Annotated in this window: 20 protein-coding genes; 4 read left to right on the forward strand and 16 right to left on the reverse strand. The window is 45.0% G+C overall.

Annotated elements, in window-relative coordinates; genetic code table 11:
• The 9 genes from VF412_RS00910 to VF412_RS00950 form a co-directional block, all read right to left on the reverse strand.
• A complete protein-coding gene (locus VF412_RS00910; RefSeq protein WP_331337308.1) occupies positions 1-714 on the reverse strand; it encodes an ABC transporter ATP-binding protein in 714 nt (237 codons plus the stop codon).
• Positions 711-1,487 (reverse strand): ABC transporter ATP-binding protein, encoded by a 777-nt coding sequence (locus tag VF412_RS00915; RefSeq protein ID WP_331337309.1) that lies wholly within the window; start codon positions 1,485-1,487, stop codon positions 711-713. The genes VF412_RS00910 and VF412_RS00915 overlap by 4 nt, the downstream gene beginning before the upstream one ends.
• Positions 1,468-2,439: a branched-chain amino acid ABC transporter permease gene (locus tag VF412_RS00920; protein ID WP_414640826.1), complete on the reverse strand. Its 972-nt coding sequence runs from the start codon at positions 2,437-2,439 to the stop codon at positions 1,468-1,470. Before VF412_RS00920 ends, VF412_RS00915 begins: the two co-directional genes overlap by 20 nt.
• Before the next feature lie 2 nt (positions 2,440-2,441).
• A complete protein-coding gene (locus VF412_RS00925; RefSeq protein ID WP_331337310.1) occupies positions 2,442-3,344 on the reverse strand; it encodes a branched-chain amino acid ABC transporter permease in 903 nt (300 codons plus the stop codon).
• A gap of 16 nt (positions 3,345-3,360) precedes the next feature.
• Positions 3,361-4,482 carry an ABC transporter substrate-binding protein gene (locus tag VF412_RS00930; protein WP_331337311.1) on the reverse strand — a complete coding sequence of 374 codons (1,122 nt, stop codon included), beginning with the start codon at positions 4,480-4,482 and terminating at the stop codon, positions 3,361-3,363.
• A 304-nt stretch (positions 4,483-4,786) separates the two neighbouring features.
• A complete protein-coding gene (gene pfkA / locus VF412_RS00935) occupies positions 4,787-5,776 on the reverse strand; it encodes a 6-phosphofructokinase (RefSeq protein WP_331337312.1) in 990 nt (329 codons plus the stop codon).
• Between the two features lie 89 nt (positions 5,777-5,865).
• Entirely contained in the window at positions 5,866-6,138 is a 273-nt protein-coding gene (locus tag VF412_RS00940; RefSeq protein ID WP_142701575.1) for an HU family DNA-binding protein, read from the reverse strand.
• Between the two features lie 170 nt (positions 6,139-6,308).
• A complete protein-coding gene (locus VF412_RS00945; protein WP_331337313.1) occupies positions 6,309-6,545 on the reverse strand; it encodes a DNA gyrase inhibitor YacG in 237 nt (78 codons plus the stop codon).
• 67 nt (positions 6,546-6,612) lie between these two features.
• Positions 6,613-7,305 carry a hypothetical protein gene (locus tag VF412_RS00950; RefSeq protein ID WP_331337314.1) on the reverse strand — a complete coding sequence of 231 codons (693 nt, stop codon included), beginning with the start codon at positions 7,303-7,305 and terminating at the stop codon, positions 6,613-6,615.
• A 249-nt stretch (positions 7,306-7,554) separates the two neighbouring features.
• Here VF412_RS00950 and VF412_RS00955 point away from each other — a divergent pair, with 249 nt between their 5' ends.
• Positions 7,555-8,370, forward strand: coding sequence for a hypothetical protein (locus VF412_RS00955; protein ID WP_331337315.1), 816 nt, complete (start codon positions 7,555-7,557; stop codon positions 8,368-8,370).
• Here VF412_RS00955 and VF412_RS00960 read toward each other — a convergent pair.
• Positions 8,329-9,093: a prolipoprotein diacylglyceryl transferase gene (locus VF412_RS00960; RefSeq protein ID WP_331337316.1), complete on the reverse strand. Its 765-nt coding sequence runs from the start codon at positions 9,091-9,093 to the stop codon at positions 8,329-8,331. The genes VF412_RS00955 and VF412_RS00960 overlap by 42 nt on opposite strands.
• Positions 9,094-9,199: 106 nt before the next feature.
• Here VF412_RS00960 and VF412_RS00965 point away from each other — a divergent pair, with 106 nt between their 5' ends.
• Positions 9,200-10,630, forward strand: a complete 1,431-nt coding sequence (locus VF412_RS00965; RefSeq protein WP_331337317.1) for a cyclic nucleotide-binding domain-containing protein — start codon at positions 9,200-9,202, stop codon at positions 10,628-10,630.
• Here the strand turns inward: VF412_RS00965 and VF412_RS00970 are convergent.
• From VF412_RS00970 to VF412_RS00985, 4 genes are read right to left on the reverse strand one after another with little or no spacing between them, the layout of a single operon-like run.
• The gene (locus tag VF412_RS00970; protein ID WP_331337318.1) at positions 10,615-11,427 is read right to left on the reverse strand and encodes a metal ABC transporter permease; all 813 of its coding nucleotides are present in this window, start codon (positions 11,425-11,427) and stop codon (positions 10,615-10,617) included. The two genes, VF412_RS00965 and VF412_RS00970, sit on opposite strands and share 16 nt — an antisense overlap.
• A complete protein-coding gene (locus tag VF412_RS00975) occupies positions 11,427-11,993 on the reverse strand; it encodes an ATP-binding cassette domain-containing protein (protein WP_331337319.1) in 567 nt (188 codons plus the stop codon). Before VF412_RS00975 ends, VF412_RS00970 begins: the two co-directional genes overlap by 1 nt.
• A gap of 9 nt (positions 11,994-12,002) precedes the next feature.
• Positions 12,003-12,878, reverse strand: coding sequence for a metal ABC transporter substrate-binding protein (locus VF412_RS00980; protein ID WP_331337320.1), 876 nt, complete (start codon positions 12,876-12,878; stop codon positions 12,003-12,005).
• A 9-nt stretch (positions 12,879-12,887) separates the two neighbouring features.
• Entirely contained in the window at positions 12,888-13,952 is a 1,065-nt protein-coding gene (locus tag VF412_RS00985; protein ID WP_331337321.1) for an outer membrane beta-barrel protein, read from the reverse strand.
• A 155-nt stretch (positions 13,953-14,107) separates the two neighbouring features.
• On the opposite strand from VF412_RS00985, the gene VF412_RS00990 reads away from it, so the two are divergent.
• Positions 14,108-15,382 (forward strand): HAMP domain-containing sensor histidine kinase, encoded by a 1,275-nt coding sequence (locus tag VF412_RS00990; protein WP_331337322.1) that lies wholly within the window; start codon positions 14,108-14,110, stop codon positions 15,380-15,382.
• Entirely contained in the window at positions 15,379-15,903 is a 525-nt protein-coding gene (locus VF412_RS00995; RefSeq protein ID WP_331337323.1) for a response regulator transcription factor, read from the forward strand. Before VF412_RS00990 ends, VF412_RS00995 begins: the two co-directional genes overlap by 4 nt.
• A 30-nt stretch (positions 15,904-15,933) precedes the next feature.
• Here the strand turns inward: VF412_RS00995 and lspA are convergent, their stop codons facing one another.
• Both lspA and VF412_RS01005 read right to left on the reverse strand, forming a co-directional pair.
• Positions 15,934-16,437 (reverse strand): signal peptidase II, encoded by a 504-nt coding sequence (gene lspA, locus VF412_RS01000; RefSeq protein WP_331337324.1) that lies wholly within the window; start codon positions 16,435-16,437, stop codon positions 15,934-15,936.
• Positions 16,438-16,493: 56 nt separating this feature from the next.
• Positions 16,494-17,096, reverse strand: coding sequence for a hypothetical protein (locus VF412_RS01005; RefSeq protein ID WP_331337325.1), 603 nt, complete (start codon positions 17,094-17,096; stop codon positions 16,494-16,496).
• Positions 17,097-17,212 lie beyond the last annotated feature (116 nt).

Consider the following 17,212-nt stretch of genomic DNA (forward strand, 5'->3'; position numbering starts at 1 on the left):
CTAAACGCCCAAATAGCTTTTGCGAACTTCATCGTTATTCAAAAGATTCGAACCGGAATCTTGCATCACAATCTTGCCAGTTTCCAACACATAAGCACGATGCGAAATCTTCAAAGCCATACGAGCATTTTGCTCGACCAACAAGATCGTCATTCCATCTTGATTAAGCTTTTTTACGATATCGAAAATCTGCGCAACGATTAGTGGAGCAAGTCCCAATGACGGCTCGTCTAAAAGCAAGATTTTAGGACGAGACATTAACGCACGGCTAATCGCAAGCATCTGCTGCTCGCCGCCTGACATAGTGCCAGCCATTTGCCATAAACGCTCTTTTAGGCGTGGAAAAAGTTCCAAGCACATGTCTCTGTCACGTTTGATTTCGACCTTGTCCTTGCGCGAGTAGGCGCCCATTTCAAGGTTCTCTTCTACACTCATAAGTGGAAAGACGCCGCGACCTTCTGGAGACTGTGCAATACCAAGTCCGACGCGTTTGAACGTAGGAACTTTCGATAGATCCTGTTCCTGAAAATAGATTTTCCCTGTACTAGGTATCAAACCTGAAAGAGCCCGTAACGTCGTTGTTTTTCCGGCGCCATTGGCTCCAATCAAACTCACGATTTCGCCTTGATTCACTTGGAAGGTAACACCTTTCAATGCGTGAATGGATCCATAGTGAACATGCAGGTTATCAGTTGAAATTAGGGGAGACGTCATAACTCTTCCTCTACACCAAGATAAGCTTCGATAACTTTTTGCGAGTTCTGAATGAGAGCGGGCGAGCCTTCTTCAATCTTGGTCCCATGATCAAGGACGATGATATTTTCACAAATACCCATAACAAGTTTCATGTCGTGTTCGATCAACAAAACAGTCAAATTAAACTTTTCGCGAATTTGTGCGATAGTTTCCATCAATCCATGGGTCTCGGAATGATTCATTCCTGCGGCAGGCTCATCTAATAAAATAATTTTAGGATCAGTGGCAAGAGCACGAACAATTTCAAGTTTGCGTTGCTGGCCATAAGGAAGTGAGCAGGCCATTTCATGGGCTTTATTTTCCAAAGAAAATAGCCGCAAAAGATTCATGGCTTTTTCAGTCAAATAGTTTTCACTCTCAACAAAACGTTTCGTTTGCAAAAGTGGGTCAAGAATTCCGTAGTGCACGTGCTGATGAGTCGCCACCAAAACATTGTCTAAAACAGAAAGATTCTTAAATAGGCGAATATTTTGAAATGTTCTAGCAATACCCTTTTGGGAAATCTGAAAAGGTCGGAATCCTTTTAAAGAGTTTCCTTCGAGGACGACTTCACCTTGAGTTGGTTGATAGACACCGGTCAACATATTGAAGACCGTTGTTTTTCCCGCTCCATTAGGGCCAATCAATCCTGCAAGCTGCCCCTTTAGAATTCTAAATTCTAAAGAGTCAACGGCCTTCAGGCCGCCGAATTGCATAGTGATCTTGCGAGCCTCAAGCAGAACGTCGGACATATTTTCTCCAAACATCTGTAAGTTCAAGATCACCGAAGATGCCTTTCGGCCTCCAGATCATCACCAGAATTAAAGACAATGCATAAATCACCATGCGCAAATCAACACCAGTGATTTCCTGAAGGGGGCGAAGAAGCTCGGGCAAAGCTGTAATAAAGATTGCCGCAACGATAGCCCCTGTCATTGAACCCATGCCGCCCAGAACGACCATGATCACGGCATTCACGCTTTGCAAGAATGTGAATGAAGAAGGATTGATGAAGTTTGTAAAATGCGCAAACAAAGCTCCTGCAACTCCGGCGAAAAAGCTTGATAAGACAAAAGCACGCACTTTCATTCCGGTGGTGTTAATACCCATCGACTCGGCAGCGATTTCATCTTCTCGGACGCTCAGGAACCCTCGTCCGTAGCTAGATCTCATCACGCGCCAGATCGTGAAGAAGCAAACTATCATCCAGATGCTTGCAAAGATGAATGATGAAAAGAAAGATCCAAGACTTGGAATATTTGCATATCCTCGAGGCCCACCTAGAAAATCCATATTCAGAAGTGCCACTCGAATGATCTCGCCAAATCCTAAAGTCACAATCGCAAGATAATCCCCTTTTAATCGCAAAGAAGGAAGTCCGACGATAAATCCTGCAAAGGCCGCAAGCAATCCGCTGCCGATCACAAAAACGAAGTTGCTGATCAGTTGAAGATTCTCTGGCAGGAAATTCCATCTCGTCGAAGCATAGGCAGAAAAGTAGGCGCCGATTGCCATAAACCCTGCATGGCCCAAGGAAAACTGACCAGTGTAGCCGTTCACCAAATTCAGGCTCATAGACATCAGACAATTCACAAGAATAAACAAAATGGTTAATTGAATATAAGCATTTAACCCGACATCAAAGATGAAGCCTAAAACTGACAAAGCAATCAATGCAAGAAGAGGATTTTTAAAAGACTTTATCATCACACCTTCTCCACTGAATATTTTCCGAAAATACCTGCAGGTTTAAAGATCAAGATGACAATCAGAATACCAAAGGCCAAAGCATCGCGATAAGTGCTCGACAAATAAGCGACTACAAGTTCTTCGGACAGGCCCATGATTAAAGCTCCGACAACTGCTCCACCAACGTTGCCGATGCCGCCAAGAACAGCTGCGACGAAAGCTTTAAGGCCAATCATCATGCCCATCAAGGGATCAATTTTTGGATACTTCATGCCGACAAGAACGCTGCCGACACCCGCAAGTGCAGAACCCACGACAAAAGTGAAAGCGATAATGCGATCAGGATTGATGCCCATAAGACTTGCGACGCCAGGGTTGGCGCTTACAGCGCGCATCGCTTTTCCCAACTTTGTTTTGTAAATCAGGAATTGCAAACCCAACATCGCGAGAATACTTACGATCAAAACAGTAACGTCGAAAGATCTCAACTCAATACCACCAACGGAAAAGATCACAAAATCTTTCATGACATCTGGAAAAACTTTGGGATCGGCTCCGAAAACAACCTGGCCGCCGTATTCAAGCAACAGGCTGACTCCAATAGCAGTAATAAGAATATTCAATTTAGGCGCATTGCGAAGAGGGCGATAAGCAAGACGCTCGATCAAGAGACCAAGAATGCTACAGAAAACCATCGACACCACAAGAAGTAAAATCAAAGTGCCGATTCCTGGTTGAGCATCGATGCCCATCCAGCGTGCGACGTAATAAGCCGCGAAAGCACCCACCATGTAAACGTCAGAGTGGGCGAAGTTAATCATCTTCAAGATCCCGTACACCATCGTGTAACCAAGGGCGATCAGCGCATAGATAGAACCGAGGCTAATCCCATTGATAAGATGTTGTACGAAATCCTGCATGAAACTCCTTAAAGTGCTACGGGCTGATCGTTGTTACGTACTTACGATTTTTGCCGTCGACTTGAATGATCACGGCGCTTTTCACAGCATCGCGATTTTCATTCAAAGTGATTTTGCCAGTCACTCCGGCGAAATCTTTGGTCTTAGCTAGTTCATCACGGATTGCATTGCCTGACAAGTCATGAGCACGTTCAATTGCAGCGGCCAAAATTTTAGCGGCGTCGTATCCAAGGGCTGCCAACGCATCTGGAGTTTCGTTGTATTTTGCTTTGAATTTCTTAATAAACTCTGTCACAGCCGGGTCTGTGGACTCAGTCGTGTAGTGGTTTGAATAGTAATTGCCATTGATAGCATCTTTGCCGATTTCAGAAAGCTTATCGCTATCCCAACCGTCGCCTCCCATCAAAGGAGCTTTGATACCCAATTGACGAGCTTGTTGTGCAATCAAGCCTACTTCCGTGTAATAGCCAGGAATATAGATGCCGTCTGGATTTTTTGAACGGATTTGAGTCAGTTGAGCTTTGAAATCAATATCGCCAGATTGGTAGCTCAAATCATCTACGATTTCGCCACCGCGTTTTTTAAATTCTTGAACGAAAGCGTCAGCAAGACCGACACTGTAATCATTTTTTACGTCACGAAGAATGGCCACTTTTTTAAGTTTCAGGTTTTCATTTGCGAACTTTGCCATCACAAAACCTTGAAATGGATCGATAAAGCAAACGCGGAATACAAAGTTACCGATTTTGGTAACGTCAGGATTTGTAGATCCTGTTGAAAGAAATGGTACACCTTTAGATTGAGCAATCGGAGCTGCCGCTTTTGAACGACCACTGGCAACGCCACCTAGGATCGCCACAACTTTGTTTTGCGTGATCAAGCGAGTGACTGCTGCCGCCGCCTCTTCATTTTTGCCTTGGTCATCCATTGCAGTCAGAGCAAGTTTTTTACCTTTCACTCCACCGGCAGCGTTGATTTCATCGATAGCAAGACGAACACCTTTGTTTGAACTCAAACCGAAAGTCGCTTCGCTTCCAGTCATAGAGTCATATTCACCGATGGCAATTTCGTTGTCTTTTTTTGTACAGCCCGCAAGAAGCGGAAGTACCAATACGAGAGAAAGAAGAAGACGTTTCATGAAAACCTCATTTGTAGATTCAGAATGCAAATATCCTTTAGAATTCAAGCTCCTACGGCAGAGGTCAAGGTCAAAATGACTGATCCTCTAAGGGAGTGGGAAGGCTAATTTACCTTTAGACCCACGCTTCGAGCGGCACGGCGTCCGGCCTCTGTTGCCGCCACGGCTGCGCCGTGGTTCGCGCCATCGTGGCGCCGGCAAAGGCCGCTCTTCGGTGGGCCTAAAGGTAAATCAGCCTTCCTACTCCCTTAGAGAACCTTGGCTTGTGATGTGAGATCGAGATGCCTCGTGAGTGAAAGATAATCTAAGTAGCCAAAAGATTTGCTAAAGAAATCAGATCCATTTGGGATTTCTTTTCGGTCTTGGTAACGACATCCAAGGGAACTTGTACAAGGCGTTCGCCCTCTGTGCCGATCATGATGTCACAGAAACCTTTGAGCAAAGAGTCTACGGCAGCAGCACCCATTCGGCTGGCCAAAATACGATCTGCAGCCGTCGGAGATCCACCACGTTGTTGGTGACCTAAGATACAAACTTTTGCATCCATACCGGATTTTTTACGAATAGAATCAGCCAAATCATAAGCTCGGCCCGGCTTTTGTCCTTCAGCCGCGATCAAAATACTGCTGGTTTTTCCTCGAAGAATACCTTCCTTGATATGTTCGATAGCTTTTTCAACAGTGACATTGCCATCTGGAGTAAAGATTTCTTCTGCGCCACCTGCGATGCCGACATGAGAAGCAATGAATCCAGAATTCCTTCCCATCACTTCAACAATGAACAGGCGATCATGGGAAGCCGCTGTATCGCGAATTCTATCGATAGCTTCCAAAGCGGTATTCACAGCCGTGTCGAAGCCGATAGTTTTATCACTTCCAAAAATATCATTATCGATGGTGCCGGGAATGCCGACGATAGGAATTTGATGTTCTTCCCACAAGGCGTGAGCTCCGCGGAAGGAACCATCACCACCGATGCACACGCACGCATCAATGCCCGCCGCTTTGATATGAGCTGCCGCTTTGGCGCGACCTTCAGGCTTCATGAAATCAGTTGAACGGCCTGTTTTTAACATTGTTCCGCCACGTTGAATGATATTCGCCATATCACGCAAATGAAGTGGTTGAATGCTGTTTTCAATCATTCCGACGTAGCCGCTGTGAATGCCGTAAACTTCCAGATTTTGTGCGATACCAACACGAACGACTGCGCGAATCGCTGCATTCATTCCGGGAGCATCACCTCCGCTTGTGTAGACACCGATTCTTTTGATTTTCTGATTAAAGTTCGCCATAGGAAAAGCGTACTGCTTTGATGTGATGAAGGCAAAAAAAAAGGACGCTCTTGCGAACGTCCTTTAGGAAAGAATCTCTTTAAAGGAGATTACTTAACCATTGATTTGAATTCTGCGCCAGCGCGGAATTTTGGAGCCCAAGCAGCTGGGATTTTGATTGCTTTACCAGTTTGTGGGTTGCGGCCAGTGCGAGCTTTACGTTTAGCTTTAGTGAAAGTACCGAAGCCAACAAGTTTAACATCGTCACCTTTTTTAACTGCTTTTTTGATGTTTTCTACTGCGCAGTCCAAAATTGCTTCAGCTTGAGCTTTAGAAACTTTAGTTTCGCCAGCGATTTTTTCGATAAGTTGTGCTTTGTTCATGTGAACTCCTGTTTAGACACATTTGTGTGTCTTGCGTTGTAATTAAAATCTTGATGATAACTCTTCGTCATCCAATGACAGCCAAATATGAAATCAAAAATCAGTTTTCGTCAATACCAATTTGCGAAAAAGGCTCAGAGTGCGGCTTCGCGGAAGATTTTGAAATCTTCTTAGTGCTCTTGATCTTCTCCGCCCTCGTGATCATCATAATAATCATCGTCGGAAGTTAAAGTGTCACTTGAAGATTGGCCGGTGACGGGGATTCGATAACCTTCACTTGCCCATTCACCGAGATCAATAAGTCGGCATCTTTCTGAGCAAAAAGGACGAAATGGATTGTCTGGTGAGTACAAAGCTAAACGCCCGCACTGCGGGCATTTGACTTCACGAGCTTTTGGTTCAGTCATGAAATGGATTCTTGCAAAGTCTTTCTGGCGGCGCAAGACGCGCAGCCAGAAGACAAAGATTTATGAATTAGAAGAGTTTGAAAGTACCTGTCGCGAATAAAGTCGCAACACCGTTGTATGGGTAGAACAATTTGTAAGACAGATTGTTTTGACCCAAAGTACCTTGGTTCACTTGGATTTGGATCAATTTCAAGCCACCAGCATTCAAAGAAGAGCCTTGTGAGCGGATTTCAAAACCTTGGCTGTTATTGATCAAGCTGAAAGTTGTTCCAGTATTTAGAGTCAACGGATTCATTGTGACACCGTTACTGCCGTACCAACCGAAGTTGAAACTACCCCATGAAGCACCTGGAACTGCGGCAAAGTAAATTTGCGGAACCATTGAAGCATCCACAGTAAATTGCACTTGCAAAGAACCTTGTGCCCACGTTGAACAGCTTGAACTTCCATAACTGTATGAGGCGTTATCGCACACTGCCATCGCTTCTCTTAAGAATGCTTGATAAGCACCTGAGTTTACGATTGTCATACCACCCGCGTATTGAGGGTAAGACATACCAGTAGAATCGAAGTAGTATTTATAATCATAGTAACGATACTGTGTCGTAGCGCCTGGATAAGTAATACCACCGTTCGAACAAACACCATTCACGTATGTGCATGTCGGAATAACAGTGTCGGATCCTCCGCCACCTTTGCTACAGCCAACAAACCAAACTGCAGACACTAACGCGATTGTCGAGAATAAGAGCTTTTTCATAAAGACCTCTCTAAAAAAAATAAACTTCCTCATTGAATCCATAGTTCATGAGTTGTGCCACTAAGTTCACTCCATCAAATGTCCATAAATCGAATCTGAGGGTGGCGAATCTGTCGAACTCCCGAGGGAAAAGAGACAAATTGCGTCGCTTTTGTCGAGAAGTCTCACACTGAGACAATTCCTGACATGCTTTTAAATTGATTACAGTCCACACCGCACGGCCCGGATTTTGTGTTAACTTGCGAAGCCATGAAGGGACTTAAAGTTTCACCCTACATTTTGGCGACTCTTTTGATTGCGTTGTTAGTGACGTCGATGCAGACCACGAAATCATCGATGGGCAGGGGCGTTCACGCTCAGGAAAGTGCGGGCACTGATTACTTCTATTTACCTGTAGGCTCACCAAATGTTTCCAATGTCTCAGAACGAGACTACATCGAAACCATCAATGAATTTCAAAATCGCTTTCAAGAAAAAGTGACTGCGAAAACAGGCAAGCCCTTTGTAATTCCCAACGAGTGGAGCAGTCCTTACTTCGCGGCCTACGCAATAAAAAAAGACGACTTCATGCAAGTCTCTTTGTGGGGAGGCACTGTCCGAGCTCAAGGGATGAAGAAAGTGATGATGGCGGCAATCCTCTGCCACGAGTTAGGACATATCCTTGCAGGAGCGCCACAGCAGACGATTCCTGGATCGGAATGGGCTTCAACGGAAGGGCAGTCTGATTTCTATGCGGGAAGCCAATGTTTGCCAGAGTACCTTCGCGATCATCCAGAGCTTGTTTCTTTAACTGATATTGCTCCGCAAATTCTTCAGATGTGTGGTGATAATGTTGATTGTGAAAGAACGGCGCAAACAGGATGGGATCTTGTGAACTTCTTCCAGAAATATTCTTATCACGAATTTATACCGGTCAGTCTAGATGTTCATGAGAAGCCTGCGAAGGAATTGGTTCTAAATACTTATCCATCAGATCAATGCCGTTTAGACACATTCTTGGCTGGAGCCCAATGTCAGTTGGGATCAGAGTGCCGAGCTCCGACTTGCTGGCTTCCTGCTCAATAGAAGAAATAATCCCAAAGCTATTAAACACAAGCTGATCCAGCTGGAAATAGAAAGACCCAATGAAGGGCCGCGGAAGTCATCACGGAAACTTTCCATCAATAATCTTCCAATACCGTGAAGGATCATCCACACGTAAAAGACACTTCCTTTGTTTTTTAGAACCACGGGTTTGCGATCGGCTGGTTGAATCGATTCAATGCCAAGAAGAATGCAGACGACACCAAGTTCCCACAAAAATGCGTAGGCCTGAGCAGGGTGACGACCGGCCACAGCCCAAGGAAGCTCGCAGGTTCTGCCATAGCAACAGCCGGCAAGCAAACATCCGATGCGGCCTAAGCCGTAAGCAAGAGCCACAACAGGAGCAAACATATCCAGATATTTTTCAGTCTGAGTGTGAACTTTCCATTCTAAAAATAAAATTCCCGCGAGGGCACTCAGCAAAGCGCCTCCATAGAAAACAAATCCGCCATCCCAGAAATAAAGAATGCGCATCCAATTTTCCTGGTAATAAGAAAGGCTTTCATAGAAAACATGCATCAGTCGTCCGCCTATAAAGCCACAGATCATAAGGATTAGACTAACGTCGAGAGCAATATTGCGAGACAGTCCAAACTTTTCCGCACGGCGAGCAACCCACACCAAACTCAAAATCACTACTAAACTTATCACTAAATAATAAGTTGGAATGCTAACAGAAGAAGTGACGTGGATAAGTGGAAACAAGTTTACTCCCGAACACCGACGATAGACTTAATTTTTGTAATATTCTTAGAAATATTCAAGACCTATCTACCCAATCCCCCCTGTATCACCACATAATTGGTTCTATATGAGATTGCACCCGGCCGACGTAGCCAAGGAAATCAAGGGATATTCTTTCTTCAAATCCTTTAATCAGGATTTGTTGTTGCAGGTTTCTGCGATGGTTCATTCCGTTGATTTTAAAGAGAGTGACTATCTTTTAAAAGAGGGACAAAAGAACGACTCATTGCTTTTCTTACGCAAAGGAAAAGTCGAAGTTTCTCTTGGCGGCGAAATTATCACGACAATTGATGCGGCCGGTGAAGTTTTTGGTGAGATGAGTGTCATCACCTCCAATCCCGCCTCGACGACGGTGAAGGCACTTTCAACAGTCGAGTGCTTTGCGATCCGTTCCGAAGATTTCGCACACGTTCATCCAAAAGATAAAGATCATTTCGAGGCTTTGCTTTACCAAATCTATTGCTTCATTTTGACAGAACGCTTGGTGAAGACGAACGAGAAAGCTCGTTTATTTGAGATCTTAAACCGCGAACTTCATGAAGCTCAACGTGCGTTGACTCGTGGTCATGGTGGACGTGTTCTTTTGGTGGAGCCGGATAAAAAACAGCAACTTCCAGTGCGCATGGCCCTTGGCGGAACAGGCGTGCAGTTGGATTTGGCGGGTGATGCTGAAGCTGCTCGTAACTTCTTAAAGGAAAACAAATACGACATCGTTCTCAGTGAAGAAAGTGGCGTGGAAGTTCTGAAGGAAGTTTATGAGGGAAAGCTGTCTCCTTACGCGGTTCTTTTGACTAGTAAGGACGTGCAAGGAAACCTGAAGATTCTTGAAAACAATCGCTTCGTTGAACACATTATTTCTCGCGATGCGGAAGATAAGAATGCAACGATTCGCTATGTCCTTACAGCTCTCGGGAAACTTTTGAATAAAGACCTTTTTGGGGTCGAGAAGTATCTGACATGGGGTGTGGAAGTTCAAAAGAGAGCTGTCACTCACTCAGGTCAACGCGAACAGCTTCGTGACGATATGTGCGCTTATTTCAAAAAGATGGGCGTAAGAAATACAGTTTTAGATCGCGTGAATACAGTCTCTGAAGAAATGTTAATGAATGCGATCTACGATGCTCCGGTCGATGCTCAAGGCAAATCCCTTTTCAATCATTTGACTCGTAAGAATGAAATCCAACTGGAAACTCACCAGCAGTCGCAGCTTTGCTATGGAAGTGATGGTGTTTTGCTTGCGGTTTCAGTTGTAGATCCATTTGGTTCTTTGACCAAAGATATTATCGTGAACTACTTGATGACTTGCTATAACGGCACTGCGGGAAGCTTGAATTCAGAAAAGGGCGGAGCTGGTCGTGGTCTTCATCAGATCATTGAAAATGCGGATTTGACCATTTTCAATGTAAAAAAAGGCGTTCGCAGCGAAGTGATTTGCTTGTTCAACATTGATGGCCAGAAAAAAGAAGCCCAGCCATCATTCCATTATTTCTTCATGTAAGTAAGGAAACCCACAATCATCTGTCCTAACAGCACACAAGGTACTGTTGGTAAGGTTGTGGATAACAACGAAATCGCGAAACCTACCAGACACCCCATACTTGAGATCAGCAGAATTCTTTGCGTATAACTATTAAGATTCTTGCTTCGTTGTGAAGCGAAACTTGTTGAAATGAACAAAGACCCGATCGTAAATAGATAGCCCATCCCTTGAATTGACAGGGTCGTCAGCAACAACGTCCCAATATCAAAGATACGATTTTTCCAACTTGAATGAATCCAGCTATGATTGACAAGCTCAAAAGAAATGCGTGTCAGCTTTCGCCAATTTTTAAGCACAAAACCTGCGAAGATCAAAGCCGCTACAAGAGCGATTTGGCCTTCGCTGTCACTCATCACCGCTAAGTCACCGAAGTAAGCTGAAGCCATATGAGACTCAAGTGACGGAGTCAGTGCCGTCATCAAGTAAGTCAACGCAAGAAAGAACACAAACAGCGTCAGATAAATATGATTGCGATCAGATTTTTTTTCGATAGCAAAATCAGAGATGATTAATGTCTGCCATCCCAAAGAAAGACCGATTAAGATACTTAACCAATGGAAGTCGGTCTTCATTAAGATATTGGCCACTAAGCCCAATACGATTCCTAAAGAGGAACCTTGGCCCAATACAAACACCTGTGCGCTTTTCTCGCGTGCTGTCCATTGAGCACCAACCAGTGATAGCGCTGCAGCCATCATCAAGCTTGCTGGCAAGGACCATTTGTACACTTGTAGAAGTTCTAAAAAAGATGACATCAGCGAATCTCCACAAAGCGAACAGTAGGCCAATCAAGAATCAAAGATCGATGAGAAATCAGAACCATCGCCGTCTGAGGATGTGTTTTCAGATAGTCACCAAGGCTTTCCTCCAACAGCAGCCCTGCTTCTCTGTCCACGTGATTGAAAGGTTCATCTAGGAATAAAATTCGTGGCTGTTTCATTAACGCTGAAGTGAATAAGACTTTCTGCCGTTCACCACCACTCGCGGTATTCCATTTCTTGTTAAGGTCTAAACCTTTAAGAAGGGGAGAGTTCGACGGGCTCTCTAACATATCTGCTAAAGTCAGCGGCAAATGAAAACTCAGATTTCCTAATTGCGGCAGATATTGAATCTCGTTTTTCGAGGGGAAAATTTGAAATTCTCCGACATAGTTTTTATGGAGGCCCAAAAGGGTTTTCATAATTGTACTTTTTCCCGCACCATTTTCACCGCGCAGGAAAAGAACTTCGCCTTCGTGCAATTCAAAATTTACGATGGGGGAAAGGGCGCGGTTTTCACGACTGAACGCCTGAAGCCCTTTCACCTCTAAAAGTTTTGCCATAGTCAGATCCTATGGAATTGAGTTTGCCAGAAGGTTTTGCAAACCTTCAATGGTTTTTGATTCACCAGAAGTCGTTACGTACGAGGGAACAGTGACAACTGGAATTCCGGATAATTCGTGAAATCTTTCAAGCGTCGCGTGCGGAGCCGAAGCTGTCGCAAACAACACGGCAACCTTTGCTTGTTTTGCATTGGCGGCAACAGCAGCGATACGAGCGGCTGAAGGAGGCATGCCTGGTTTTTCCTCTAAGGAACCTGCGGATTCAAGACCATAAGCAGCAAAGAAATAAGTGAATTCCTTGTGATACTCCATGACCTTCACTTTTTTGATTTTCTTCTGAGTCGCCATGCGAAGATCGGCCATTTTCTTTTTGAACGTTTCATAATTTTTCTGAAACTCAGATGCTTTTGCTGGATCGACAGATGAAAGAACTCTGACGACCTCTTCGCCAGATTCAGCCAGTTTCAAAGGGTCCGTCGTGAAGTGTGGATTGCCGTGAGGGTGTACGTCGCCTAAAGAACGATCTACGACTCCCACTGGAATTTCGAGTGGTTTTACAGCATGGCCCAATTCGCAGAAGCCCAAACCGCCTGGTTGAACTTTCGCATTTCCAGATTTATCCAAAACTTTTGGCAGCCAACCGATTTCAAGGTCAAGACCGATCGCGCAGACCACATCAGCGCGACGAACTTTCAAAATATAGTCAGGACGAGCATCAGAGAAGTGCGGATCTTCATTCCCCGACAATAAAGTTGAAACATCGACATCGTCACCACCAATGGCGCGAACGACTTCGGCAATGTCAGGCAAAGTTGCAACAACTTTTATTTTAGCAAAAGCACTTGAAGAAAGAAGGAATGTTAGAGCAAGAATAATATTTTTCACGAATCACCTCTAGAATGGATGCGCTGGATGAGCGCCCAAGATGGCAATGAATTGAAGTTCAATTTTTCTATCAATTTGATCAGCTTGCAACTCGGAATTTTGCACCTCGTAAGTGAAGGCAAGACGCCATGTCGTAAATTCACTGGTTTTATAACTAAATGTCGGAACAAAGGCATAATCCAGGTTCTTTTGACGATCTGAAGTGCCCGAGAATTTTTGTGTAAGGTCAGAAAACGCATCGACGCGAACACCAAAGAAAACATTTTCATCGAAGCCGTACTCTGGGTAAACATAACCACCAATTTTGTTAGAGTATGCTGTTTCACTGCTATTCTGTTCCTGATTCCAAAATTCTGATTGGAAGAACCAGCGATTGAATTTGCCCTCCTTTTGCTTGAAGACAAAATCAAGACCAGTCAGTTTGGTTTGTAAGCCAGTAGAATCCGTTCTTCCCAAATAACTTGCGCCGATTTGCAAGCCGCGATCAGCACCCAAATCAATGAATGTCACAGGGTGAATATAGTGAACTGGCACACGAGGTTTTTCGCGTGGACTGTTTTCGCCCCATTGATAGCCGTCAGTGACACCTACCGTGATATCCCAATAGCTATCTAGTGGAAGCAGGTAACTCATCTCTAAACCTGTATCGTGAATACCTTCTTCCGCGAAGAACTCACGCTGAACACGGGGGGCGGAAATAAAGGGCCAGTCATGTTGGTGGAATTGATTCAAACGTCCTACTCCTAGGAAGTAAGTACCGGCCTTAAAGCGGAAACCGTCAAAAAGTTTCGAAGAGGCGATGTAGCCCTCATGAAGTTCAGCCTTGTATTCACCGTTTTCATTATGAGCTGCAAAGTTGATGACGGCGTCGAAGTAGGTATCGACAGCTCCGTACAACATCAACTCGGCCGAACGAATTTGCAGTTGGTTGTTGCTTGAATCATCGAAATCCATCGGAGCTACGGCATCTAAAGCCGCCGAGAAATTCAAATTCTGTACTAAGGGGGCCTGCGACTGAGCATGAGCCATAGGTGTTAACGCCAGGAGTGCAAATAAAGGCAAAAACTTGCGCATGGATAGATCCTTTTATGTGTGGTTTTGCTAATGTAGCGGGTTTTCTCTTAAATGCAAGTAACTTGCGATTAAGAGAGAAGCGCCGCACAAGCAACTTCCGGTTGCAGCAGCAAGACTTCCTTGCGAGGTCATGTCGTGTCGATTATGAAGGGGCCATGACTTCCAGCTTTCTTAAAGTATTCTGGCCCGAATCAGCGAACCGAATCCAGGGTTTGGTTCGTTTTCGTTGGCTTGCCATCACGGGCATGATTCTCGGGGTCGCTCCGATGCTTCAGGTGGGCTATTTGCAAAAGTCGCAGATGCCATATCTTATGGCAGTCATCGCATTGCTTGCAGTCTTGAATGGTTTGACCGAGGGAATTTGGAGTCGTCCTTCTGCCGCTCAGGAAGAGCGAATCGTTTTCGTGCAGTTGTTAGTAGATCTTTTAGCGGCGACAGGATTGTTGTTCGCGACGGGATCAGCGAATAATCCCTTTATTTTCGTTTTATGCATTCATGCGTTTTTGGGGGGAAGTCTTTTGCGTCGTTGGCGCAGCTTTTTCTTTTTGGCTTTGGTCCTCGGATTATTAGCCATCCTACAAAGTGAGACTTATCAAGATGCTGAAGTGACCCTTAATGTTGATCATCGCGAACTGTATTTCCAGTTCCTTGCACAATGGATCTTGATCGGCGTCGCATGGTTCGTGGCCTATCTGTTTTCAGATCTGATGCAAAAACAAGAGCAGCGCATTCGTAATTTGCAAGAACGCCAGCTTAAAGCAGATCGCTTAAAGGCGTTGGGAGCTTTGACTGCGGGATTCTCACATCAAATGGCGACCCCATTGAATGCGTTGAAATTGCGTATGGATCGCGCCACACGCAAATCGGCGCAGCAACTGGAAATTCTTGGCGAACTCAATGAAGCTCAAGAATCTTTGAACGAGTGTATTTCGGTCTTTCATCATATGGCCGGGGTTTTCTCTCAATCGACTGAAGGGGAGTTGCAAAAAACGAAGGTGCCGTCTTTGTTGCGCGATATTTTGAAGGCATGGAAGCAAGACAATCCTTCATTTCATGTAGAGACTCATTTTGAAGACAAAGACTTCAATTGCCGCCTGCAAGTCTTAGCGTTTTCTCAAACAGTGTTTGATCTGTTAGATAATGCCGCTGAAGCCTCGGATATGTCTGGAAAAATATCTTTGCGCCTGTACAGTGAAAGCACGAATTTGATTTTAGAAATCATCGACTCAGGAAAAGGTCTTTCTCAAGAGATCCTTTCAAGACTTGGGGAGCCCTTCGCGACCGACAAGAAAAATGGCAACGGCCTTGGAGTTTATTCGGCTCACATGGCAGCGCAGTCTATGGGAGGCGAGTTTTCTTTGTTCAATAACTCGTCAGGAGTTGGTGCCACCGCAAAATTCACTCTTCCACAGGAAGGGGTGCTTTCATGAAAATCGCAGTGAAAAAACTTTTGTTGGTTGAGGACGACAAACGCTTGCGTGAGGTTTTGAAGGAAGAACTCAGTGAACGTGGATTTGAGGTTCAAGCCTTTGCCGAGCTTCCAAATCTGAGTCAAGTCTCTACCCTTGATGGTGCTTTATTGGACCTGCGCATAGGGCAAGAAAATGGTCTTGATCTGATGAACGATTTAAAAAAGAAATTCCCAGGAATTCGTATCATCTTGATGAGCGGTTTTGGCAGCGTGGCCTCTGCTGTGAAAGCCATGCAGATGGGAGCGGAAAACTTCCTCACAAAACCGGTCAGCCCCGATATGATCGTGAAAGCCTTCAATGGCGAAGAGGCGGCCAATAAGCCAACAGAAGAATCCGAGATCTCTTTAGCCCGTATGGAGCGTGAATATATCGATTACGTTTTGCAAAATTCCGACGGCAATATCACTCAGGCCGCGAAGAAGTTGGGATTGCATCGACAAAGTTTGCAAAGAAAATTGCGCAAGAATATTCCGAAGTGATCGCAAGACTTTTCGAAATGAAAAAGGCGCCTATGCAGCGCCTTCCGTTTTCTCTTTTTTCTTATTTTCCACGAACATCAACAAGAGCAACAAACCGACCCCGCCCACGATCGCCATATCGGCGATGTTGAAGGCTGGCCAGCTCCAGCGACCGACATGGAAATCCAAGAAGTCGATCACATAGCGGAAGCGCAAACGATCAACATAGTTTCCAATGGCGCCACCAAAGATGCTCGATAGTGCAATAACCTGTTTTGTGTCGGTGTCTTTCACTCCACGCAAGATGCCTAAGATAATAACTAAGGCGATGGGTGGCATTGATAAAAAGAACAACTCACGGAACGATGGATGACTTTCCGCCAAGAAGCCAAAAGCTGCACCGAAGTTTCTTACATAAGTTAGATTGAAGAAGTTCGGAATCACAACAAGGGATTCACCCAAGTGGAAGTGTGTATGAATATAAAGCTTCACAAGCTGATCCAAAGCGATCAAAAAGCCAGCAATAGCAATTAACCAGATGTATTTTTTCTTCATGGATGCCTCTAGAGGTGGAGAATCGCACGATAGTTCAAATTCCTCAAGAATTTAAACTATTTCAGCATGCCTTTCGCCTTCACATAGCCGATTTTGATCAACATACGAAGGGCTTCCAGGTCAGAACTGAGGTTGAACTCTTCTTTGACTTCCTGAATCATCAGGCGAGTTCCACAGTCAAAAGCCTCTAAAAGTTCCGCAGGGCGCGATGTTGTGGCTGTCACAGTCTTTTCTGTATAAGAAACTTGATGAGTTTGCGGCTGAACAGCAGGCGTCGGAGCCACATTCTGGTGAGGCAAAGTCATCTGACCATGAGCCATCGTCGGAGCCGTATGAGCGGTGGCCGTCATCGTCGCCATACTTGCTGAGGCTGACATAGTAGCAGGGCCCGCGGCCGTTGCTCCCATATGACTCTGATTTGGGCGGTCTAACTCGCCCATCATCCCAGCTAAGCTCTTCAATTCATTCTTGAAGTTCTGAATACTTGGACGCTCCAAAGCACTGTCACCATCGCGAGTTGCCTTAAGGTACAAGCTCACCAAAATATCAGGAGTCGTAGCGATCTCCTTGATAGAAGAGTTCTGACTCATAAGCCATTGATAGGCCTTGAGCAGGATCTCTTTGGTGTATGCCTGTGGTGGCAACGGGTTCATAGTCATGTGTGTTTTATCTCCGCGACGAGGAGCTGAAACTACAGAGTTCAAGAATGCGAGTCAACGTGATGACCGCAAAATTTAAAAACTATTCGTGCACAAAAAATGTGCATCACTAGATA

It is taken from the genome of Bdellovibrio sp. (assembly GCF_036384735.1).
Lineage (GTDB): Bacteria > Bdellovibrionota > Bdellovibrionia > Bdellovibrionales > Bdellovibrionaceae > Bdellovibrio.

Excerpts from the sequence above, each read along its gene's own strand:
- VF412_RS00910 (WP_331337308.1), bottom strand. The coding sequence starts at position 714 with ATGACGTCTCCCCTAATTTCAACTGATAACCTGCATGTTCACTATGGA.
- VF412_RS00950 (WP_331337314.1), bottom strand. The coding sequence starts at position 7,305 with ATGAAAAAGCTCTTATTCTCGACAATCGCGTTAGTGTCTGCAGTTTGG.
- VF412_RS00985 (WP_331337321.1), bottom strand. The coding sequence starts at position 13,952 with ATGCGCAAGTTTTTGCCTTTATTTGCACTCCTGGCGTTAACACCTATG.
- VF412_RS00970 (WP_331337318.1), bottom strand. The coding sequence starts at position 11,427 with ATGTCATCTTTTTTAGAACTTCTACAAGTGTACAAATGGTCCTTGCCA.
- VF412_RS00995 (WP_331337323.1), top strand. The coding sequence starts at position 15,379 with ATGAAAATCGCAGTGAAAAAACTTTTGTTGGTTGAGGACGACAAACGC.
- VF412_RS00945 (WP_331337313.1), bottom strand. The coding sequence starts at position 6,545 with ATGACTGAACCAAAAGCTCGTGAAGTCAAATGCCCGCAGTGCGGGCGT.
- VF412_RS00930 (WP_331337311.1), bottom strand. The coding sequence starts at position 4,482 with ATGAAACGTCTTCTTCTTTCTCTCGTATTGGTACTTCCGCTTCTTGCG.
- VF412_RS00940 (WP_142701575.1), bottom strand. The coding sequence starts at position 6,138 with ATGAACAAAGCACAACTTATCGAAAAAATCGCTGGCGAAACTAAAGTT.
- lspA (WP_331337324.1), bottom strand. The coding sequence starts at position 16,437 with ATGAAGAAAAAATACATCTGGTTAATTGCTATTGCTGGCTTTTTGATC.
- VF412_RS00915 (WP_331337309.1), bottom strand. The coding sequence starts at position 1,487 with ATGTCCGACGTTCTGCTTGAGGCTCGCAAGATCACTATGCAATTCGGC.
- VF412_RS00965 (WP_331337317.1), top strand. The coding sequence starts at position 9,200 with ATGAGATTGCACCCGGCCGACGTAGCCAAGGAAATCAAGGGATATTCT.
- VF412_RS00990 (WP_331337322.1), top strand. The coding sequence starts at position 14,108 with ATGACTTCCAGCTTTCTTAAAGTATTCTGGCCCGAATCAGCGAACCGA.
- VF412_RS01005 (WP_331337325.1), bottom strand. The coding sequence starts at position 17,096 with ATGACTATGAACCCGTTGCCACCACAGGCATACACCAAAGAGATCCTG.
- VF412_RS00955 (WP_331337315.1), top strand. The coding sequence starts at position 7,555 with ATGAAGGGACTTAAAGTTTCACCCTACATTTTGGCGACTCTTTTGATT.
- pfkA (WP_331337312.1), bottom strand. The coding sequence starts at position 5,776 with ATGGCGAACTTTAATCAGAAAATCAAAAGAATCGGTGTCTACACAAGC.
- VF412_RS00925 (WP_331337310.1), bottom strand. The coding sequence starts at position 3,344 with ATGCAGGATTTCGTACAACATCTTATCAATGGGATTAGCCTCGGTTCT.
- VF412_RS00975 (WP_331337319.1), bottom strand. The coding sequence starts at position 11,993 with ATGGCAAAACTTTTAGAGGTGAAAGGGCTTCAGGCGTTCAGTCGTGAA.